At 54.5% G+C, this 20,368-nt stretch carries 14 protein-coding genes; 4 read left to right on the top strand and 10 right to left on the bottom strand.

All coding sequences use genetic code 11. From position 1 onward, the window contains the following. Window positions 1-33: 33 nt before the first annotated feature. Window positions 34-2,934, bottom strand: coding sequence for a family 10 glycosylhydrolase (locus NSQ46_RS23830; RefSeq protein WP_028404484.1), 2,901 nt, complete (start codon window positions 2,932-2,934; stop codon window positions 34-36). Window positions 2,935-3,292: 358 nt separating this feature from the next. On the opposite strand from NSQ46_RS23830, the gene NSQ46_RS23835 reads away from it, so the two are divergent. Continuing rightward, a complete protein-coding gene (locus tag NSQ46_RS23835) occupies window positions 3,293-3,841 on the top strand; it encodes a GNAT family N-acetyltransferase (RefSeq protein WP_007131613.1) in 549 nt (182 codons plus the stop codon). A gap of 155 nt (window positions 3,842-3,996) precedes the next feature. Here NSQ46_RS23835 and NSQ46_RS23840 read toward each other — a convergent pair whose 3' ends face one another. The 4 genes from NSQ46_RS23840 to NSQ46_RS23855 form a co-directional block, all read right to left on the bottom strand. Further along, a complete protein-coding gene (locus tag NSQ46_RS23840; RefSeq protein WP_028404483.1) occupies window positions 3,997-4,986 on the bottom strand; it encodes a Gfo/Idh/MocA family oxidoreductase in 990 nt (329 codons plus the stop codon). Continuing rightward, window positions 4,986-5,330 (bottom strand): antibiotic biosynthesis monooxygenase, encoded by a 345-nt coding sequence (locus tag NSQ46_RS23845; protein WP_007131611.1) that lies wholly within the window; start codon window positions 5,328-5,330, stop codon window positions 4,986-4,988. Before NSQ46_RS23845 ends, NSQ46_RS23840 begins: the two co-directional genes overlap by 1 nt. A 350-nt stretch (window positions 5,331-5,680) precedes the next feature. Beyond that, a complete protein-coding gene (locus NSQ46_RS23850; protein ID WP_342574959.1) occupies window positions 5,681-11,791 on the bottom strand; it encodes a phosphodiester glycosidase family protein in 6,111 nt (2,036 codons plus the stop codon). A 441-nt stretch (window positions 11,792-12,232) separates the two neighbouring features. Continuing rightward, window positions 12,233-13,312, bottom strand: a complete 1,080-nt coding sequence (locus NSQ46_RS23855) for a CapA family protein (RefSeq protein WP_251537149.1) — start codon at window positions 13,310-13,312, stop codon at window positions 12,233-12,235. A 518-nt stretch (window positions 13,313-13,830) separates the two neighbouring features. On the opposite strand from NSQ46_RS23855, the gene NSQ46_RS23860 reads away from it, so the two are divergent. The 3 genes from NSQ46_RS23860 (at window position 13,831) to NSQ46_RS23870 (ending at window position 15,494) form a co-directional block, all read left to right on the top strand. After that, the gene (locus NSQ46_RS23860) at window positions 13,831-14,313 is read left to right on the top strand and encodes an Lrp/AsnC family transcriptional regulator (RefSeq protein WP_007131608.1); all 483 of its coding nucleotides are present in this window, start codon (window positions 13,831-13,833) and stop codon (window positions 14,311-14,313) included. Window positions 14,314-14,400: 87 nt separating this feature from the next. Further along, window positions 14,401-14,952, top strand: a complete 552-nt coding sequence (locus NSQ46_RS23865; protein WP_251537177.1) for a chromate transporter — start codon at window positions 14,401-14,403, stop codon at window positions 14,950-14,952. Beyond that, window positions 14,952-15,494 (top strand): chromate transporter, encoded by a 543-nt coding sequence (locus tag NSQ46_RS23870; RefSeq protein WP_251537150.1) that lies wholly within the window; start codon window positions 14,952-14,954, stop codon window positions 15,492-15,494. The genes NSQ46_RS23865 and NSQ46_RS23870 overlap by 1 nt, the downstream gene beginning before the upstream one ends. Before the next feature lie 139 nt (window positions 15,495-15,633). On the opposite strand, the gene NSQ46_RS23875 is transcribed toward NSQ46_RS23870, so the two are convergent. The 5 genes from NSQ46_RS23875 to NSQ46_RS23895 all read right to left on the bottom strand — a co-directional run bounded on the left by NSQ46_RS23875 (window position 15,634) and on the right by NSQ46_RS23895 (window position 20,356). Further along, window positions 15,634-16,098: a hypothetical protein gene (locus tag NSQ46_RS23875; RefSeq protein ID WP_157462163.1), complete on the bottom strand. Its 465-nt coding sequence runs from the start codon at window positions 16,096-16,098 to the stop codon at window positions 15,634-15,636. 250 nt (window positions 16,099-16,348) lie between these two features. Beyond that, complete coding sequence (locus tag NSQ46_RS23880) at window positions 16,349-16,705, bottom strand: Rieske (2Fe-2S) protein (RefSeq protein WP_251537151.1); 357 nt, start codon at window positions 16,703-16,705, stop codon at window positions 16,349-16,351. A 51-nt stretch (window positions 16,706-16,756) separates the two neighbouring features. Continuing rightward, window positions 16,757-17,812 carry an amidohydrolase family protein gene (locus NSQ46_RS23885; RefSeq protein WP_034272725.1) on the bottom strand — a complete coding sequence of 352 codons (1,056 nt, stop codon included), beginning with the start codon at window positions 17,810-17,812 and terminating at the stop codon, window positions 16,757-16,759. 47 nt (window positions 17,813-17,859) lie between these two features. Then, the gene (locus NSQ46_RS23890) at window positions 17,860-19,410 is read right to left on the bottom strand and encodes an extracellular solute-binding protein (RefSeq protein ID WP_213616666.1); all 1,551 of its coding nucleotides are present in this window, start codon (window positions 19,408-19,410) and stop codon (window positions 17,860-17,862) included. A gap of 85 nt (window positions 19,411-19,495) precedes the next feature. After that, window positions 19,496-20,356 carry a carbohydrate ABC transporter permease gene (locus NSQ46_RS23895; protein WP_007131601.1) on the bottom strand — a complete coding sequence of 287 codons (861 nt, stop codon included), beginning with the start codon at window positions 20,354-20,356 and terminating at the stop codon, window positions 19,496-19,498. Window positions 20,357-20,368: the final 12 nt, after the last annotated feature.

Consider the following 20,368-nt stretch of genomic DNA (forward strand, 5'->3'; position numbering starts at 1 on the left):
GTCGCTCCATGCTTTTAGGTACCGTGTTTCCGGTTACTTCGATTTTCCGGGCGGCTTGCCGGTTCCCCCGGCTTTCACCGTTAGGGCGGCGGTCGCCGCGCTTTCGTTATGAAGACGGTCAATGGCAGTCACCACATACGTATAGGTCTGATGCTTGATCACCGTGTCGTCCGAGAAATGCTGCGTCCCGTTACCGGTTCTTCTGAACGTGCCCAGCAGGTTTGCCGGATCGTCTATGCTGCCGGCATTCCCCCCGTCGAACCGGTAGATCGCATAGTAGGTCTCGTCCCCGGCTGGCTCCCAGCTCAGGTTTACGCCATGAGCCTTATTGGCCTTAAGCTTCCGCGGCGCGGACGGAGCCTCCGTATCGAGCCACGGCATGGCCGGCACCAGTGCCGGATACCGGTACAGATCTGTCTTCAACCGGTCCGTAAAGCCAAGCGCATTCTCGGCGAACCACTTCGAGCTGAAGTACATGCTGCCGCGGACTTCCTCGAAGCTGCGGTTATACTTCACCTGATTCGGCATTTCCTCCGGATTGGACCACTCGGCCGTTGTCCCGATTTTATATACGGCTTGCCCGCTATACAGATGCACGTTATGACCGGCGACCACATCGCTCCACCATTCGATCAGCTTGTCGTAGGCGGCAGCCGAGTAGCCGATATTCCAGTAGATTTGCGGCGTGATATAGTCGATCCATTCCTCTTCAACCCATTTTTTCGAATCGGCGTAAATGGCATTGTAGCTTTCCAGTCCATTCGTTTCCGACCCGCTTGGATCACTGGACTTGTTCTTCCAAATGCCGAACGGACTGATGCCGAACTTCACATAACTCTTCTCCTGCTTAATCGCATGGCTGACCTTCTGAATGAACTGGTTCACATTGTTTCTTCTCCAGTCCGCCTTGTTCGTGAAGGCCCCTTTATACTGGGCATACGTATCCTCGTCCGGGAAATCAACGCCCGTTACGGGATACGGATAGAAATAGTCGTCAAAATGCACCGCATCGATATCGTAGTTTTTCACAACCTCCATAATGCCGTCCAGGATAAACTGCTGCGCCTCCGGTATGCCCGGATTGAAATACAGCTTGCCACCGTAAGCTTCCACCCACTCCGGATGCTGCCTTGCCGGATGATCGGCTACAAGCTTGTTGATATCTCCTTGAAGGCTGATCCGGTACGGGTTAAACCAGGCATGAAACTCCATATTGCGCTTATGCACTTCCTCCAGCAGGAAAGCGAGCGGATCGTAGCCCGGGTCCTTGCCTTGGACGCCGGTCAGCCACTCGGACCATGGACCGTACTCGGACGGGTAGAACGCATCCGCCGTTGGCTTGATCTGCATGATGACCGCATTCATCCCGGCGGCTTCCAGTTCGTCAAGGAGCTGGATGAACTGCTGCTTCTGCTGCTCGGGATCGGTAACCCCTTTGGCCGGCCAATCGATATTGTCAACGGTGGCAATCCAGGCGGCTCTCATCTCGGCTTTCGGATGCTCAGCCTGCTTGTTCACGATGATATAGAGCGAGCTGGTCTTCCCCTCATAAGTCGCCGTGATGCGTGATGAACCGATGCTCAAGCCCTTTACAACCCCCTTCTCATCGACGGATGCCACTGCCGGATTGCTGCTAGTAAATGCAACGCCTTCCGTAATCGTTATCGGCTCGTCCATCCACGAATAGGTCGCCGAGACGGACGTTTCGAACGAATCCCCAACCGTCACCGAGGTTAATCCTTGCAGTGCAATGCTCTGCAGAACAGGCACCGGATCGGTGACCGTAATCGCGTGCTGCGCGGCTGCTCCTTTATAAGAAACGGTAATCACCGCAGTGCCTTTCCCGACGGCCTGCAGGCCTCCGCTGCTATCCACGGTAACTACGTCCGGACGGTCACTGGCATAAGCAACCCCCTCCGCCAGCAGAACCGGCTCCATCGCCGTACCGTAAACGGAATAAACCACGCTTGTTCTCAAGGCGCCGGTAACCGAGGTTTCCAGATGAACCGGACCGGATACAAGCAAATGGTCAGGGGAAGGAGCATCTGCCATTACATGCAGCTCCAGCTGAGCCTTCGGCGCGTCGGCGTACTCTGCCGTAATTGTAACCGTGCCCGGTGAAAGCGCTTCAATCGTGTCGTATGTAGCTCCCATAACCGTAGCGATCGTCTCGTCGCTGCTCGTCAGCTTCACGCCTGAGGTTAGTCGCACCGGTTCGGACTCGCCGGCATACGTCGCATAGATCTGTGGCTTGATGGCTTCCCCGACGCCCATCGGCGTCAAACCGCCGATATCGAGCCCGTAGATCTGGGAATCGGTGTAGAATGCGGTCAATCGATCGAAGTACACCGTGCCGCTGTTTTTATTTGTATCTTTTAACTCGGTGATATAAATTTGATTGATTTTGAGAGGAGCCTTGATGGTGGATGGAACGGAAAACTTGACGTATTTCCAGCCTTTCCAGCTGAATCCCGAGGTAGCGGTTAAGTCAACGGCGTGCTTGCCGCCTGCCGCATCCTGAAGCTGCGCCCGAAGCCAGTGATTCCCGCCGTCCCCGTATACCCATAAGCCGAGCGCTTTCGGAGTGCCCGGAACGCTTCTGCCGGCCGAGCCGTCGAGGTCTTTAAAATTAAGATACGCTGCCGACGTGCCCGACTCGCTGCCGACAAAATCATAGGTTAAACTCGCAGCATGATACCCGTAATGTACCGGATCGGGATGGCTGATCATCCCCAGCTGGGCTTTCCCCCTGACGGCGGAGGCAGATAAATTCCCGGGGGTTTCAAACTCCTCGATAACAAGCGATTTCGGAACATCGTCTGCGTAAGCGGCTCCAGGACTGCCCCACACGGATACCGAACTGATCATGACAGCCAGTGCCAAAGCCAAAGACAAAAAGGATTTGCTTCGTTGAACGCTCCTTGAGGTGTTCATATTCACTAATTCACTCCTTGCCACTAAACATCGTGGAATATTGGTAATGACAACCATCCGATTTCATCGAGAGCTGCCGCCCACCTCCTACGCGTGATATGGAAAACCGAAGGGAAATAAAACCAACGATCATCCTGCCTCTATCATATTGAAATTTTGTTTCAAATTTCAATAGTTTTTATAAAATAAAATTTTAGAGATTCGGCAGGAATTTGGAAGAGTGATGGCGTAGACGTCGTAGTCGCTCGCAGGGAACGTTGTAAATCATGTGTAGCGCTCTTAAAATAAGGCTATGTTAAGGCATGGTATACGCCATTTGGCAGATTAACTAAGAAGTGATTTATGTTGAGGTGAGAGAATGAGATTGGATACTGACCGCATTTATATTCGTCGATTGGAATTGAATGACCTTAATTCGTTACTCGATTTACGAATTCGAAATAGGGAATTCTTTAAACCATTTGAACCATCCGCTCCCGCTTCTCACTACACGGTAGAGGGGCAGCGAAGCATTTTGGAGAAAGTGCAACACGATTGGAGTAATGGTTCCCGATACGGGTTTGGGATTTTCCTGAAAAACAATAATAATCTCATTGGACGGGTCAATTTAAGCAATGTAGTCCGTGGAGCGTGGGAAAGCTGCACACTGGGCTATTTCTTGGATGAGCAATATAACGGACAAGGATACACCACGGAAGCTGTTCGCTTAGCATTAAAATTCGCTTTTGGACCTGGAGGGTTACATAGGGTACAAGCCGGGGTTATGCCTCGAAACAAGGCCTCTATTCGTGTTTTAGAGAAAGCAGGATTTCGATATGACGGTTTTTCGGAATACTATCTTAAAATAAATGGCGTTTGGGAGCATCATAATCTATACAGCATCACACAAGAATATTGGGAAATATAAGGGAAGGCAATAGTCGATGCCGCAGTATCAATCTATCCACTGAGGGTCTCAATGGCAAAAAAGCAGCGCGGGCTGCTCCGCACTGCTTGTTCATTGCTATCCGTCGGCCAATTTGATGCCCTTTCCCTTTAGCTCTATCTATAAGCTGACCTGGCTCAACCTTCCGAAGGATACTTCAAGCCCCATTGGCCCCGGATTTGATCCAGCAGCTTCATAATCGCGACAGATTCATTCAGGGGGATGACATCGCTCTCAAGCTGCCCTTCGGCCAGGCAACGGCCCACTTCATAAGCCTCGAAAGCATATCCGATCTCCTTGCGGTCATCGTTAAAATGCACGGTGTCCTCGCCGTCGACGTGAAGCGTTGCCGATTTGGCGTTCAAGAAGGAGGGAATATGAATATGTCCGTTCGTTCCGAAAATGTGGGCTTCATTGGTCATGCCGAGGCGGATCGCCCCGTTTAACGAAGCGGTTTTGCCGGAATCATAGGATAAGATCACCGAGAACTGCTCGTCTACGCCCGTCTCCCCGATATGTGCCGTGCTCCATATTTGATCGGGCTCGGCCCCGAAAATCATCGATGCGAAGGATACCGGATAAATGCCTGCGTCCAGGAGCGCGCCCCCGCCAAGCTGAAGATTAAGGAGTCGCCCTTCGGGGTTCCAGCCGCTCCGGAATCCAAAATCTGCTTTCAACAGGCGGACTTCGCCGATCCGTCCTTCCTTCAGCCACTCGCGCACCTTCACGATCGGCGGCAGGAACCGCGTCCACATCGCTTCCATCAGGAACAGCTTGCGTTCGCGGGCCGCGGCGACCAGATCCTCCAGCTCGCGGCTGTTGATGGTGAACGGCTTTTCGCATAATACGGCTTTGCCCGTATCAAGACATAAACGGACGTTCTCGTGATGAAGCGGATGCGGGGTGGCTATGTAGACGACATCGATGTCAGGGTCCCGAACCAGCTCCTCATAGCTTCCGTATGACCGCGGAATGTCATATTTGGAAGCAAACTCAGCGGCGCTTCCCGCCGTACGCGACCCGACCGCCAGCGCCTCGCCGTTGCTGACAAGCGCCAGATCGGAGGCAAATTGCTGGGCGATCCAGCCGGTCCCCATGATCCCCCATTTGATTTTCGATTGCTGCATCATAACTCCTCCTCGTGTGTGCTGTGGTCAAAAAAATGATCCCTTTCCACCTTGCATACTCTTAGTGCAAAGCTCTGATACCACTCCTGCTTTCCCCGCTTCTGGGCAACCTGGTGAGCGGCATTTGCCTTCCAGGCGGCGATGGCTTCCGGCGACTCCCAGTAGGAGACCGTGATGCCCAAAGACGTATCCCGCGCCGATTCGATGCCTAAATAGCCCGGCTGCCGGGAGGCCAGCTCCACCATTTTGTCGGCCATCGCTCCATAACCGTTGTCCCCCTCGGTACGCTCCGATACGAAGATGCACGCATAATAAGGCGGGCTCGGCGTTTTGGCGTACGGCATGGTCCTCAAGCTCCTTTCATCGGGCCATCAAGGGCCTTCTTTAAGTAAAGTATCTTTGAAGGCGCCTCTCTTGGCCTTTGATTTTCATTATAAGGGAGTTTGCCGCATGAAAATATCTAAAATTTTCCGCCGCCTCGATTCCGAACGTCCGGGCGGCCGCAGCAGGCCTTGTTTGCGGGAGCGATTTTCCCGGGTACGATTCATTTCACTGCTGCCTGTGCTTTGTCCTCCGCTGCCCAGGCCGGGATCGCATCTCCGGCACTTATAGGAGGTCCGGGACATACATACGAAAGAACCGCCCTCCCACTCCTGCAGTCCTGCAAGGAGATGGGAGGGCGGTTCATCCGTGATTACTGCAGCTTATTCAACAGATTGAACATGACCTGCGCGCTTTCCGCACGTGTCGCGAGTCCTTCCGGTGCGAAGCGGCTTGGCGTATGTCCCTTGATGAAGCCGAGGGCATATGCCGTATTAACGGCCTCCTGTACCCAGTCCGGAGATCCGGCGATATCCGCAAAACCGCTGCGGGTCACGTCCGCTGCATTCGGCTGCTTCACCGCATAAGCGTAGGCACGAACGAGCATGGCCGCCATTTCCTGCCGCTTGATCGGCGCTTCGGGAGCAAAGCGGTCGCCGCTCGTTCCATAGACAATGCCTGCATCGGCTGCAGCAGCAACTGCGTCCGCATACCACTTGCCGGGGGTGACATCGCTATACGGCACCGGCCCCTCAGCCTGGATGCCCAGGAGCCGGACCAGCATCGCCGCGAATTCAGCCCGGGTTACCTTCTGGGCCGGGGCGAAGCGTTCCGCGGAAACGCCTTTGATCAGCTGTTTTGCAGCCAAGTCTCCAATCGCTTCCTCGGCCCAGAACGTTGACGGCACATCGGCAAACATCTTCTCGTACTGCAGGAGGCCATATGCGCTGAAGTGCTTGATCGGTGCCGACATGCGGCCGTCCTTCAAGATCCCCGGAATATACTCCAGTGCTCCAGAGTCGGAAACATAGTAGATGGAGACTCTGCTTCCACCGGTACCAGGTGGCAGCGGTAGTTCTAAAATGATTGCCTTGTCGAATTCCTTCAAGCTGTCGGCCGTACCGTTCGCGGACACCCATTCCAACCCGAGCTCGTACAAAGCTCCAATCTGTCTCAGCTGTGCCCCTTCTCTTCGGGCAGCATCTGCAATCCGCTGATTGGCTGCGGACTCCTTCAGCTTCTCGCTGCTCAGCTTGATGGAGCCCTTGTCCGGTTCATTCCCTTGCTCAAGTCTGCGCAGCTGAGCAAGAACTTCGCCCGGGATCGTGATTGTCATATGATTAGCCACAACCCGGATCGAACCTTCCTTAACCAGCTCAGCCGCGTTGCCCGGCAGGATCAGCTCCTCGAATTCGCCGTTCACCGTCAACACAGCCTGACCATTTACCAGCTTGTCGGCCAATTCCTCAGCCGTTACAGTAATCCTGCCCGGAGGCGGGGTAACCGGCGGTTTTGGCGGTATCACCGGCGGCTTTACCGGTGGGAACACTGGAGGCTTGCCCGGAGGGTCCACCGGCGGCGAAGGATCGGGATTCGGATTCGGATTTCCGCCGGTTCGGATGACCTTCAAGCCGTACTCCGACTTGAAGCCTCCGTAGGTTGCCGAAATCACCGTGCTTCCTTCAGCCAGCGCCCGGACGGTCCCGCGTTCATCAATGGAGGCTACTTCCGGCTTGCTGCTCTCATACGTCACGCCCTCGATGACAGGGATCCGGCTGCCGTCCGAATATACGGCCTCCGTCACGGTCTGGTCGGTGTCGCCAACCCTCAGCACCGGCTTGCCTTTGAAACGGATGGATTCGAGGGAGACATCCGTTTCCTTACCGACCATAATCCGCACATCCGCGAAGACTTCCGGCGATACGGTGCTTGTCGCCCGAACGATGGCCTCGCCAAGCTCGATGGCGGTCACGGTTCCGTCCGCCGATACGCTGACGGCTTGCTGCGGCTCGGCGCTGTACACTGACCACGTAACCGAAGCTTCTGCGCCGTCCGGCTTCACTTCCGCTGCCAGCTGACGGCTGTCGCCAACGGCAAGCTTGAGCTGCTTCGGCGATACGACGATGCTTTCCGGCTTCGGCTTCGGCGTTCCGGATTTGGTGAGCGTAAATTCATCGACGAGGCGGCCGCCGAGCGTTTTCGTAACGAACCGCAATTCATCTCCCTTCACTTCCACGGAGGCGTACATCTGGGTTTTCTCTTCATCCACAACCTGGTGCCAGCCCCGTTCGGTATGGGCATAAAACTTCGGCCCGGTCGAGCCGGCCACCACGTATGTCGTGCCGCTGCCGTCCGGTGCAATGGCAAGATTCTTCATCGGATAGGAGCGGACATAGATATGGTCATGCCCATTCAATACAAGATCCACTTCATACTTCTCCAGAACCGGCGCCCATTGATTGCGTACCTCGGCGGAATCATAAATGCTTCCGTAAGGGCCGCGGTGGAAGATCGCGATCGTCCACTCCTTGTTGTTGGCCGCAAGATCCTGCTCAAGCCACTTCTTCTGCTCTTCCAGCTCATATTCACTATTCAGCATGATGAAATGAATGTTTTTGTAATCGAACGAGAAATTCGTGCCCTTCAGACTGTCCAAGCCATTGCCCGGCTGGTTGAAATGGGCCAGAAAATCGCCGTTCTCCTTCGATCCCATCACTTCATGGTTCCCGATCGCCGATACAAGCGTCGTATTCAGGAAATGCGGCTGCGCCTCCCGAAACCAGTCATTCCACTGCGCTTCCAAAAAGCCTTTATCGACCATATCCCCGGCATGCACCATAAATTCCGCATCGGGATGCTCGCCTGCAGCCTTGTCAATCGTCTGGCCCCAGAGCTCGAATTCCTTCGCGGTGGATGCCTGAGAATCCGCAAAGTACAAGAATTTGGTCGATTCTTCCGTCAAGGACGCTGTTTCAAACGAGCCTTGTTCACTGTAATGGCCCTGGCCGTCCCCAACGCGATATACGTATGCCGTTCCGGGCTCCAGGCCGCCGGCTTCGGCCTTATGGACACGAACCGTCCCCAGATCGAGCGTATGGTACAGTTCGTTTGTCCCGCTGACTGTCTGTACGTTCGGCGCATCAAACCCGGTAAATTCGGATTGCTTCACTAGCTCGACCACCGTATGCTCAATCGCCGGGTGCGTATGCCAGTTGAACATCCGCGAGGATGCCGGATCCGCCCCCATGCCAACGCTGATGTTCGTCGGCGTCTCGGTTCCGGACAGCGGAGAGACTTTAAACGCCACAGCCGGGCTGTACTGATTGTCCTTCACCGCTTGAACCGTATAGGTCTTGATCTGCGATGTTAACGCGTTTGTCCTCAGCTCGCCGGCCGTGTCCGTCGTGCCGATCAGCGCGCCGTCCGCCGTAATCTGCACGTCTTGAACAGCGGCACCTTGGGCGTCGGTTACGTGGAATACCGTCTCATAGCCTTCGACGGCTCCCTCTTCATTCCAGTTCAGCGCCAAATGTGCAGCAATCTTGGAAGTGATCGGGAGGCCGAAGAACGTAAACTCCGTATCCCCCGTATCTGTCAAGGTTAGCGCGCCGGATTTCAGCGAGATCACGCTACTACCTTCCGCATCCTTCTTCACGTCATACCCAATCCGTCCGATCACATCATCATCGCTTAAGGATGCGGTATGGATGTCCTTCCAGGTCACCTTAACCGTTCCTTTCGCTTGATCGATATCCGCCCATACCTGGGACGAATCCAGTTTGTCGCCCCGAATGAGCCGCACATTCTCCAGCTTCATCGGATCAAACTGGAACTCGATATGTCCGCTGCGGATCCGGGACGTGTTGACGCCGCCGATATCCAGCGTATAGCTGTTCCCCAAGTATACGATGTCCGGCGTATCATACACGATCTTTGCTGCGTCTGCGCCTGTATTGATCGTGAAATGCCACTCCTTGGTCGTCTGATTCCCGGAGAGGTCGCGGACGGTCACCTTCGCTTGATGGATGCCGTCGGCAAGCGGAACGCTTGGCGTATAGTGGATTCTTCCTTCCGGCGGATACAGCGTATGCTGCACAAGCACGCCGTCTACATAGAAGCGAATCCGGTCCGGATCGATTAGCGTCGTTCCCGGATGCTTCGAAGGATCATAGCCCGCATCCTCCGCATATACCGTGATCGTTGGCGTATTCTTCGTGATCTCTTCGCCGGCGGCAGGCGAGAAGCCCTTGAGAACCGGCGGTTCAATATCGTCGTTAGCCGGGCCGTACAATGCCCGGATTTCGTCCACGTAGATCGCTCCGGCATCCTTCTTGTCCGCCTTGGTCTCCATATAACGGACAGGCATGTCCATGACGAGCGGAAGCGTTCTTCCCTTCGGCACGTCAGCCTCAAGGTACTTCCAGCCAACAAAATTCACGCCGTCGCTCTCATCGGTAAAATTCAACGGGATATTTCCCTTAGCGTCCCGAAGCTGAGCCCGGAGCCAATGCCCCTTGCCGTCGCCGTACACCCACATGCTGATCTTCTCGGGATAGCCCGGAATTTCGATATTGTCTGCCGCGCTGTTCGTCTGCAGATATGCACCGGAAGTCCCCGTCATGCCGGTAAAATCATACTCCAGCTTCAACGCGCCGCTGCCGGATCGGACATAGGTATCGTCCGTCTCGACCGATACCCGGGTCGACTTAAACTGCGCGCCCGCGCTTTCCTTATACCGGCCAAGGCCATTCTCGAAATCCTCCAGCATAACCGGCGGGAGCCCGACGTTCACATCGATGGAGGTCTCCACGCTGCCGTATTTAACATAGATCTTGCCGCTCACATTCTGTTTATCGGCAGCCGTAAACGTGCCGGTGCCGTCAATGGTTCCGATATCGCCTTCGACGCGCCACTCAAAGCGGCTGTTGTCGGCCTGAATGACCTGACCGTTACGGAGGGCCGTGACGGTTAATGTATTCGTGGAGCCGGACGGGAAGGTCATCACCTCATCCCGGAAGGATAGCTCCGTTATTTGATCAACGACTTCCAGCTTCGCACTGCCCCTCAGCGATCCCGATTGAACGGCTATTTCCGTCTCTCCCGGCTGGCTGCCCGCTGTGAATCTGCCATTGGCGTCGAAACTCCCGAATGCAGAATCGGCCTGCCATACTGGCGTGCCTGGTATCGCCGCGGGATGAAGGTTCGCGTCAACAGCCGCTGCCGTAAATACCGCGGACGATCCCGTCAGCACCCGCGCAAGGTTCGGCGATACGACAAGCTTCTCCGCTTGTCCTTCCGGCGCCTTGTTCACGAGCAGAATGCCGTTCGCGGTTTTGCGTTCTCCGCCGTCCGAAGGGGAGTTCAGCACCTTGCGTTCGGTCTCTCCCGGCAGGCGGGCGACGAAGGTTGCCGAGCCGCCGCCATCCAGATTGAGCGCGTTAACAACGCCAAGTTCCTGCAGCATCTCGCCGAGCTGGATGTAATTGACGCCTTCGCTGAAGCCCGGCTGGCGGCCGTCCACCTCGAACAGAACGACAGAGCCGTCCGCCTTCGTGCCAACCACCGTTCTCGGGTGAATGGCCGGATCCGCATGCTGCTGCACGATGCCATCCTTGACCAGCATCACCGTGCCGCCGATGGCCATCGTCACGTCCTTCCAGGCGTCCTCCAGCTCGAACCGGGCGGTCACTTCATCGCCGGGTTGAAGATTCGCGAGTTTGGCCCGCTGCTGGCCCGAAGCCGACAGAACGGCCTGATTCGGGCCGATTGGCGAATTCCCCCGGTCCTTATGAACGGAAGCGACCTTCATGACCAGGGTTTCACCGCTTGCAGCGCGTCCGCTGACGATATCCAGAACGACCTCATCGCCCAGGCTGTTCGTCATCGTCGTCTTGTTGAATTTTTCGGTATACAGCACAAGTGCGTCCGTCCCTCTCAGACGGTTGATAGACGTTAAGCCCGCATCAGCCCCGTCAATCCGGACCGTCTTCGTTAATTTTGGACTTCCGTACAAGGTTGTCCCGTCCTGCCGGATGCCGAAAGCATTCCTGCCGTTCGGCGGGTCGGTCAAAAGCTCTCCGTCTCCCATGAACAGCCCCAGCGGGATGCCCGTCGACATATCATAGAAATCACCGTTCACAGCGACAATCACCCGATTGCCTTCCTTGTCGGCATCGGCTGCCATTTTGCTCACGCCCTGCATGCCGTATACCTTGCCGTCGGTCAGTCCGGGCTGGAGCTCAAGCTGTCCTTGCGCCGGATCGAATTCCACCATGTGAACCTTCTGTTCCCCGCTCCCCTTATGCATGTTCATCCAAGTATATGTAGCGCCCGGTCCAATCTCCATTTGCCGCATATCAATAAGACCGGATGGGGCAGCAGCTGCCGCCGGGTCCGCCGCTTGAAGCGCACCGGCGGGAAACAGCAGGGAAAGGAACATCACACCGCTCAGCAGTGAAGATATTCTTTTCTTGCTTCGAAACATATCATCAATTCCTCCTTCGTTCTTGTGGGGGTGCTTCCTCATGCTTGAAGGCCGCCCGAAATAACGGGCTTGCATACGGAAGTATAACGGCGACTTGTTAAGCCCACCTCCTTTCTCTGTAAATCCGAAGTTAACTCTCTTAAAAACTTGAAAGAGGCGTTTGCGCCAAGCTAGCGGAATCCTCCTTCTCTAATCATATTGAAATATAATTTCAAAATACAATAGATTTTATAAAATAAAATTTTATTATTTGTGCAGGAATTTCTGCCCTCATGCCGTAATCGCGTAAATTGTAGAATCATGGAAAGGAGTTACGTCGGGGCGGGTTGCCGTCATTCGACGCTTTTCGCTCCCCTCTCCCTCTACACGATCCGATCAGACACAAAAAAACAACCGCTGCCACGAAAGGCTGCGGTTGTTCTTAAAGTTGCGCAAGGCTCGTTACTTCTTCGTTACGTTGCCGTTGGCATCGATCTTCGCATTATAGGAAAGCTTGTTCAGCTTCGCGATGATCTCCTTGTTGTACTTCTTGTCCATCAGGTTCGGCTGGCCCTGGAGAATCTTCACCGGGGTGATCCGGCTCGTAATCTTGGAGCCCTGAATTTCAAAATGGACCATCATGGACAGGAGCGTCTTGTCACCGCCGCGCGTGGAGCGGTTGAAGACAAAATTGCCGAGCGAATAGTAAATCGGCTTGTTCTTGTAATACTCAATTCCCATGAGCGTGTGGCTGTGCGAACCGACGATGATGTCCGCTCCCGCGTCAATCATTTTCTTCGCCATGCTCCGGGCGTAATCATCAGGGTAATCGGCGAATTCCTGGTTCCAATGAATATAAACGATCGTAAAGTCATTCGCCTTCGCCGACTTCTTGATCTGGCTGAGCATCGGCTCCATCGTATAAGCGGATGCTGCCCCCGGATGGTTCTTGCCGGCGATCCAGGAATTGTCCGACAGCACGCGGCTGACGCCTAACACGGCGATCTTCTTCCCTTTGACCGTCTGTACATACGGCTTGAACGCTTCGTCAATGTTGCGGCCTGCACCGGTATATCCGATCTTCTGACGTTTCAGATGGGTGATGGTGTCCAGCATCGCCTGCTGCCCATAATCCAGAATGTGGTTATTGGCCAGCGTTACGCCGTCGATCCCTGCGTATACGAGACCTTTCAGCGTATCCGGCTTGGAGCGGAAAGCAAAGGTTTTGTTCGCGGCCTTGCCGCGGACGGACACCGGCGTTTCAAGGTTGGCGAAGGCCATGTCCGCTTTTTTCAAAATAGGAGCCACCTTCTTGAACGGATACAGATTCCCGTAACGTTCGATCTGGTTCCCCACATATCCGTCCAGCAAAATATCCCCGACAAAAACGAGATCGATCGGCTCGTTCTTGGAAGCATTCGTCTTGGTTGCTGCACTCGCCTTGCTCGTGGCCGTCCCGCTCCCGCCAGCCGACGCGGCGGATACGATGGAAACAGGGAGCAGCATTGCGCATACCAAAATGAGGGCGATTAATTTCTTCATCTAAGCTGCCGCCTTTCTATGAAATCCTATGAAGCCTTTTCTTCACCGGAGTATTCTATCATAAATTGATAGAAAAGGGTAATTCTATTAATTCATCCAATTAATAGAACGACCTCCCTCCAATGAATGCCATTCTATATAAGTTGAACAAATGAATGTATATTAGGGCAAGTACGTAAAATGTTCCTACAATCGCTGTTGGTTTCAGATTTCATGATTTAATAGAACTTATTACGGTAGAAATCTGAAACCAAAGGCGACCGTTCCACTTCTTCGGAATCATTTTACTCCCTCGCCTGCATCGTTTTCTTAATTGCAACTTATATCTTTAATATTTCATAGATTTAGACTGAATTCGCGGGCAAAAAGTTTCAATTCGGAAGAGAAATATTGAAAGTGAAATCAATTGCTTATATATTTAAACATGTCGTAATCAAAATGATACATTCGATTTCGTTTTGTTGTCATTTAAGCTGTTATGCGTTACATATTCATAAAAAAAGAAGGAGCTGATCGTAATGGATGTTCATTCCGAAGGGGCCTACGCCTCGCTCCCGATCGACGAAACGGACCGCAAAATCATCTCCATCCTCGGCAAGCACGGCCGAATCTCGTACACGGATCTGGGCAAGGAGGTCGGGCTGTCCCGCGTAGCGGTGCAGGCAAGGGTCACCGCCCTGATGGACAGCGGCGTGATCGAGCGGTTTGCGGCGGTAATCAATCCGGAGAAGGTCGGAATCGCGGTATCCGCCTTTTTTAACGTGGAGGTTGAGCCGAAGCATCTGCAGCAGGTTGCGGACGCATTGGAGAACGAACCGCATGTCACAAGCCTGTACCATATGACTGGACCGAGCAAGCTGCATATGCACGGGCTGTTTACGGACCATAAACAGATGGAAATGTTTTTAAATGAGAAGCTGTATCCGCTGCCGGGCATTACGAGCGTAGATACGCAGATCCTCATCAAGCGTTATAAAAGCCGGATGGGCATCAGACTCTGATGCCGTGTGTTTATCTTTACGAAAGAAAGGACTTATATCGTGAGCTCTAACAACCGCAGCAATCCCTACATCGAATTGACCATCGGCATGTTCCGAACCGGAATCCTTGGTTATGGCGGCGGACCTTCGGTCATCCCGCTCATCCGCCATGAAGCGGTCGTCCGTTACCACTGGGTGAACGATGATGAGTTCGGCGAAGTGCTGGCCCTTGCCAATGCGCTCCCCGGTCCCATCGCCACAAAGATGGCAGCCTATCTCGGTTACCGGGAAAAAGGCGTGCTCGGCGCCATCATTGCCGTGATCGCCCACATTTTCCCAACCTGTATTGCCATGGTTGCGCTACTTTCGGCAGTGACATTTCTCAGCAGCTCCAAAATCGTTGCCGGGATGATTGCCGGCGTAACGCCGGTCATTGCCGTCATGCTGGGCACGATGGCTTACGAATTCGGGGAGAAGGCCGTCAAGGGACTTGGCATTTATGTCGGCATTGGCCTGTTTGTGATCTCGTTTCTGCTGCTGGAGACGGTCCAGCTTCACCCCGCCATCGTGATCGTCCTGTTCCTGGCTTACGGAACCGTGCATTTCAAAGTCGTGGCTAAGCTTAAGAAGCAGCGCGGGGATAAGGAGGGATCGGCCTGATGGAAGACTGGCTTCAGCTATTGATCAGCTTCTTCATCTCCAACGTGCTCGGATACGGCGGCGGCCCCGCCTCCATCCCGCTGATGTATAAGGAAATCGTCACGCATCACGGTTGGCTGAGCGATCCTGATTTCTCGAATATGCTAGCGCTCGGCAACGCGCTGCCGGGGCCGATCGCCACCAAAATCGCCGCTTTCGTCGGCTATGGCGTCTCCGGCTGGGTAGGCATGGTGATCGCCCTCGCAGCTACCGTCATCCCGTCCGCCGCCGCTTTAAACTGGCTGCTGAACCTGCTTCAGAAGTACCGCACGTCCCCGGTCGTCAAAGGCATGACGCTTCTCGTCCAGCCGGTCATCGCGATCATGATGCTGACCTTGACCTGGCAGATGGGCAAAAGCTCGGTCATCTCCATCGGGCTGGTGCAATCCCTCGGCATCGCCGCCGTCGCCTTCTGGGCGATGAATATCCGCAAGGTTCACCCGGCGATCGTCATCGTAGCGGCATTCGCTTACGGCGGACTGGTGCTGTCGCAGGTGGTGTGAGCGAGCAGCTAGAAAGGCATCCCATCTTGGGGATGCCTTTTTTCTTTTTCAAAATCCTCTAATTGGGCTAATTAACATTGAGTTCCGCGCTACACGCAGCAAGAAGTGATTCACCGAGCGAGGTCTCTCTGTACACTCCTTAAGAGCCGCTCGGCAACGCTAAATCAAAGTTAAATAAAATATCCTGAGCTTCTATATTGGATTTCGCCAAGATATGGACCCTCAGTTGTAAAGGCTCGGGTTGGCCCTGCACGCCTCTGGCTTTAGCCGTTAAGTAATAATGATTCTCCCCCAATTTATGCTGCTCTCCGCTTTCTGTATCTGCGAGCAGCTGCCCATTGCTGTAGAATCTATAGCCCAGATCGTTTTCCTCTGGTCCGCCGCCTTGGAGTTCGAACCCAATCGTAACTTCATCATCACGGTAGGCAGCGTTTCGTAACACAATGGTCATGCCGTCAATCGTTTTCGTTTGAACGTCAATATTGGGCTCCGGCATCGTCCAATTCTTTTCTGGATTGAAATAATCATAAGCAAAAAGGATACCCAGGCCGATCAAAATAATAGCTACGGCAGCAATTCCAATTCCTCGCTTGTTTTTGTTCACGTTGCTCATTCCTTTATGCAATCTTGTAAGGCGGGGCTTGTCCCCTCCCTACATGATACATGATTTCATAACTTTATACTAAAAAGGGACGACTCCCGATCATTCCGGAGTCATCCCGAAGCGCTGCTTTATCTTGTCTTTATAACTTTCGTTCTCTCATTCTATTTTTTCCTGCTTAACTTTTACTTCTGTTCTACATCTTCTACTATTGTTCTACTTCTCTTCTACTTCTACTGCTGTCCTACTTCTTCTACCTCCGCATGACGATCCCGATCTTCCCTTCATGCACCTCCACCTTATACTTCTTCACCCTGATCCGTTCGCTGAACAGCGACTCGCCGGTCCGCAGGTCGAACTCCCACCCGTGCCAGGGGCACCGAACGACCTCTCCCTCCCGGCCGTACTCGTAGCTGTACACTTCCGAAGGAAGCGTCGTTCCGGAGACAGGGCCGGCGCAGATCGGGGCTCCCTGATGCGGGCAGTAGTTCAGGATGGCATGATATTCGCCGTTCACGCGGTAGATGCCGATCTCGCGGCCGTCAATTTCGACGACGGCGCGGCCGCCCTCCGGGATCGCATCTTCCGTCAGTACATAATGTACAGCCATAATCGCCCTCCTTTACTCGCAAAGCATAGAGTAGCCAGCGTCCTCTTCCGATTAATCCAGCCGGTACAGCTGCTTCGCGTTTTCGTAGAAAATCTTCCGTCTCGCTTCCGGCTTCAGCCCCCGCAAAATGTGATGGGGCGAATCGAAGTCCCAATGCGGGTAGTCGCTGGAATAGAGCAGGATGTTCTCGGCATCGATCATATTGAAAAGGTCGATCAGATGCTGCGGATGGTCCGGCTCCTCGATCGGCTGTGTCGACAGGTAGCAGTGCTCCCGGATATACTGGCTCGGCATCTTCTTCAGCCAGGGCACGGTGGAGCGGAGCGCCTTGTAGTTTTTGTCCAGGCGCCACATCAATGCCGGAAGCCAGGCCACCCCGCCCTCCACGAGGACGACCTTCAGCTTCGGAAATTTCACGAAGATGCCCTCGCATACCATGCTCACCAGATGTGCCATGAACATCTGGGAGAGGCAGGTATGCCATTCAATGTACCGGGCCGGGTAGCCGGCCGCGGTCGGAGCCGTTGAGCTGCCGCCGCCCTCGGCTCCCGGATGGATCGCCACCGGGAGCCCGTTCCGCTCGGCCGCTTCATAGATCGGATGATAGTGGCGCTGCCCGAGCGGGGAACGCGCCGCGCTCGAGATCATCACCTCGACGATGTCCGGATGCCCGCCGACCCGGTCAATCTCGCGGGCGGCAAGCAGCGGATCCTGGGTCGCCACGACCATCGCGCCCTTAAACGCTTTATGTTTGCCGAGCCATTCGTTGATCAGATAATCGTTGTAGGCGGAGCATATGGCTGCCGCGTAGTCCGGGTCATGCGTGGATGAAATGTTGTAAACGACGCCGGTCAGCACGGCATACTCCACATCGTAGCCTTCGATAAGCTGCTTGATCATGAAATCCGGATCAGACCCGGCTTTCCCTCCGCCAGGGGGAATCGAATCCTTCTTCATCACGCCGATCGGCGAATAGTACCCGGAGCCTGCATAGCCGATGCCGGAAGCCGCTACCCGGGAGCGCCATGGCTCCTCAAGATAAGGGAGCAGGGCGCGGTCATCCTGCTCGTTATGAACATCGACGTCAATGATCTTATAGGTCTCCACTTTCGTCTCCACGTTCGGATTCCTCCTCTCCTCCCTATCTGCTTCCCTTACTTGCCGCCATAGGTGCGCGTATAGGCCGTATTGTACATGGCCAGAAGCTCGTCGGCGCCCAGCTTTTTCGCCTGATCGATAAATTGCTGATACGTCTCGTCGTTAATCGGCGTTTTGCCGGTCACGAATTCCGTCACCTTCTGCTCCAGGAATTTGTTCAGGTTGTTCAGCTTCGACTTCTCCAGCTCCAGCTCTTCCTCCGTCTTGACGATCTGCTTCGGCGCCGGGATGATATACTCGGCATAGCGCGCGTTGATGTCCTTGCTCTTCTCGCTTAGGCCGCGCTCCCAAGCCTCGCGTGACAGCGCGTTGTTCAAGGTGATGAGATCATACCAGACGCCCCAGTCCTTGCGCAGCGTATTGAACGGGGAAGCGCCAAAGTCTTTGTTGTAGACCGGCTTGCCGTCCTCCATCGTATATGTTTTGCCTTCGATGCCGAGCGAGAGATAATTCGTTCCCTCCTCGCTGACCAAATAGTCGAGGAACTGCACGGCCCGCTCCTTATCCTTCACTTTGGCCGAGATCGCCCGGCCGACGGTGCCGACGACGGGACGGGAGAACTGATAGTTCTTGATGCCGTCAGCCGCAAACGACGGGATCGCGTCCAGATCGTATTCCGGAATCCCCGCATCCCGCGCCTTTGCGACAAGCGATTCCAGATCCGCCTTCCAGAAATACGTGACGAGCGATTTACCCGTCAGAATCCGCTCTTCCCACTGCGCCTGCGTCAGGAGCGAAAATTCCGGATCAAGCAGCTTCTCCGTGTACAGCTTATTCAAATACTCCAGCATCGCCTTGTAATTGTCATGATACGGCGCGAAGGCATACTGATCCGTCGTCGGATCCAGGCTGTAGAAGCCGTGAATGCCGGTGAATATGCGGCCGAAGGTCGTGAAGAGACCGGTATCGCCGACGATCGAGTTGGAAATGAGCGGATAGGAGTCCGGATATTTTTCCTTCAGCGTTTTAAGGAATTGGTAGAACTCATCCACGGTCGTCGGCGGCTTAATGCCGTGCTGATCCAGAATATCCTTGCGCGCATACCAGATGAAGTTAAAGCCCTTTCCCTCCGCATCGCCTTCCAGCACAGGGACGGTGTACAGCCCGCCATCCGTGCCGGTTGCCAGCGCTTTGGCTTCCGGGTACTTCTCGTAGAATGCCTTCAGATTCGGCGCCTTGTCGAGATAATCCTGGAGGTTGAGGAATACCTTCTCCGGTCCATGCTCTCTGCCGTCCTGCGTAGGCACCTGGATGAAATCGGTAGCGGTGTTCGTGGCGATCATGATCTGCCGCTTCTCTTCGAGCCCTTCCTGGCTGACTACCTGAAATTCCACCTTGACCCCCGTCTTTGCCTCGATTTCTTTAAAAATCTCCCAGTCGTCCCTGACCTTCCCCTCCACCCGGTCATACACGAGCCATGAGAAGGTAACGGGATTGTCCGGACTCAGCGTCCCGTCATCCTTCCCGCCTCCGCCGCCGCAGCCGGTGACGAGCAGGGCGCACAGCAGCATCAATAGGAGCGCCTTTCTGAAACCCTTCCGCGTCATGCACACAACCTCCCTTTTCTTAAAAATACAGCATGCCTTATAGAAACGGATGAGCCAGCATCCATCGCTACCGTTATCGTTATCGTTATCCCTTGATTCCGCCGATCATCGTCCCTTGGACGAAATATTTCTGAATGAACGGGTAGACGCATAGTATCGGCAGCGTCGCGATGATGATCATCGCGTACTTCAGCGTTTCGAGGTGGGTCAGATCCCCTTCGCCCTGCACATTCGTGCCGGCAATCAAAATGTTGCGCAGCATGATCTGCAGCGGATACATCTCCCGGTCGTTCAAGTAGATCAAAGCGCTGAAGAACGAATTCCATTGATTCACGGCGGTAAAAAGGCCGATTGTCACCATCACGGGAAGCGACAGCGGCAGCACGATCCGCACTAAAATCTGCATGGAGCCGCACCCATCGATGGCTGCTGCGTCCTCCAGCTCTTCCGGCAGTCCCTCGAAGAACGTCCGCATGATGAACAAATACCAGGTGCTGATCAGCGACGGGAGGACGATGGCCCAGATCGTATCGAGCAATCCAAGCCGCTGGACGATCAGGAAGGTCGGAATCATGCCCCCGCTGAAGAGGAGGGTGAAGGCGGCCATCAGCAGGATCACCCTCCGTCCCGGCAGCCAGCGCTTCGCCAGCGGATAAGCCATCGCGGACGTCGCGATGAGGGTCAGCACCGTATGCAGCGCCGTATACCGGATCGTATTCCAATAGCTGACCCACAAATCCGGATTATAGATGAGCTGCTCATATGCGATCAGCGTTATCTTTTTCGGCCATAGCAGCACCGCTCCGCTGGCGACGAGGGCATTATTGCTGATCGATGCCGAGAATACGTATACCATGGGATAAGCCATCACGATGATGAGCACGATCATGAATGTGATGTTGAAGAAGTCAAACAGCCTCGAGCCGAGGCTCACCTTTTGTTTCATGGCGCATCTCCT

The sequence above is a fragment of the Paenibacillus sp. FSL M8-0142 genome, assembly GCF_038597315.1.
Taxonomy (GTDB): domain Bacteria; phylum Bacillota; class Bacilli; order Paenibacillales; family Paenibacillaceae; genus Paenibacillus_AQ; species Paenibacillus_AQ lactis.

What these genes read in the sequence shown, in the direction of transcription:
- NSQ46_RS23830 (WP_028404484.1), bottom strand. Translation starts at nt 2,934, where the DNA reads ATGAACACCTCAAGGAGCGTTCAACGAAGCAAATCCTTTTTGTCTTTG.
- NSQ46_RS23835 (WP_007131613.1), top strand. Translation starts at nt 3,293, where the DNA reads ATGAGATTGGATACTGACCGCATTTATATTCGTCGATTGGAATTGAAT.
- NSQ46_RS23840 (WP_028404483.1), bottom strand. Translation starts at nt 4,986, where the DNA reads ATGCAGCAATCGAAAATCAAATGGGGGATCATGGGGACCGGCTGGATC.
- NSQ46_RS23845 (WP_007131611.1), bottom strand. Translation starts at nt 5,330, where the DNA reads ATGCCGTACGCCAAAACGCCGAGCCCGCCTTATTATGCGTGCATCTTC.
- NSQ46_RS23850 (WP_342574959.1), bottom strand. Translation starts at nt 11,791, where the DNA reads ATGTTTCGAAGCAAGAAAAGAATATCTTCACTGCTGAGCGGTGTGATG.
- NSQ46_RS23855 (WP_251537149.1), bottom strand. Translation starts at nt 13,312, where the DNA reads ATGAAGAAATTAATCGCCCTCATTTTGGTATGCGCAATGCTGCTCCCT.
- NSQ46_RS23860 (WP_007131608.1), top strand. Translation starts at nt 13,831, where the DNA reads ATGGATGTTCATTCCGAAGGGGCCTACGCCTCGCTCCCGATCGACGAA.
- NSQ46_RS23865 (WP_251537177.1), top strand. Translation starts at nt 14,401, where the DNA reads ATGTTCCGAACCGGAATCCTTGGTTATGGCGGCGGACCTTCGGTCATC.
- NSQ46_RS23870 (WP_251537150.1), top strand. Translation starts at nt 14,952, where the DNA reads ATGGAAGACTGGCTTCAGCTATTGATCAGCTTCTTCATCTCCAACGTG.
- NSQ46_RS23880 (WP_251537151.1), bottom strand. Translation starts at nt 16,705, where the DNA reads ATGGCTGTACATTATGTACTGACGGAAGATGCGATCCCGGAGGGCGGC.
- NSQ46_RS23890 (WP_213616666.1), bottom strand. Translation starts at nt 19,410, where the DNA reads ATGACGCGGAAGGGTTTCAGAAAGGCGCTCCTATTGATGCTGCTGTGC.
- NSQ46_RS23895 (WP_007131601.1), bottom strand. Translation starts at nt 20,356, where the DNA reads ATGAAACAAAAGGTGAGCCTCGGCTCGAGGCTGTTTGACTTCTTCAAC.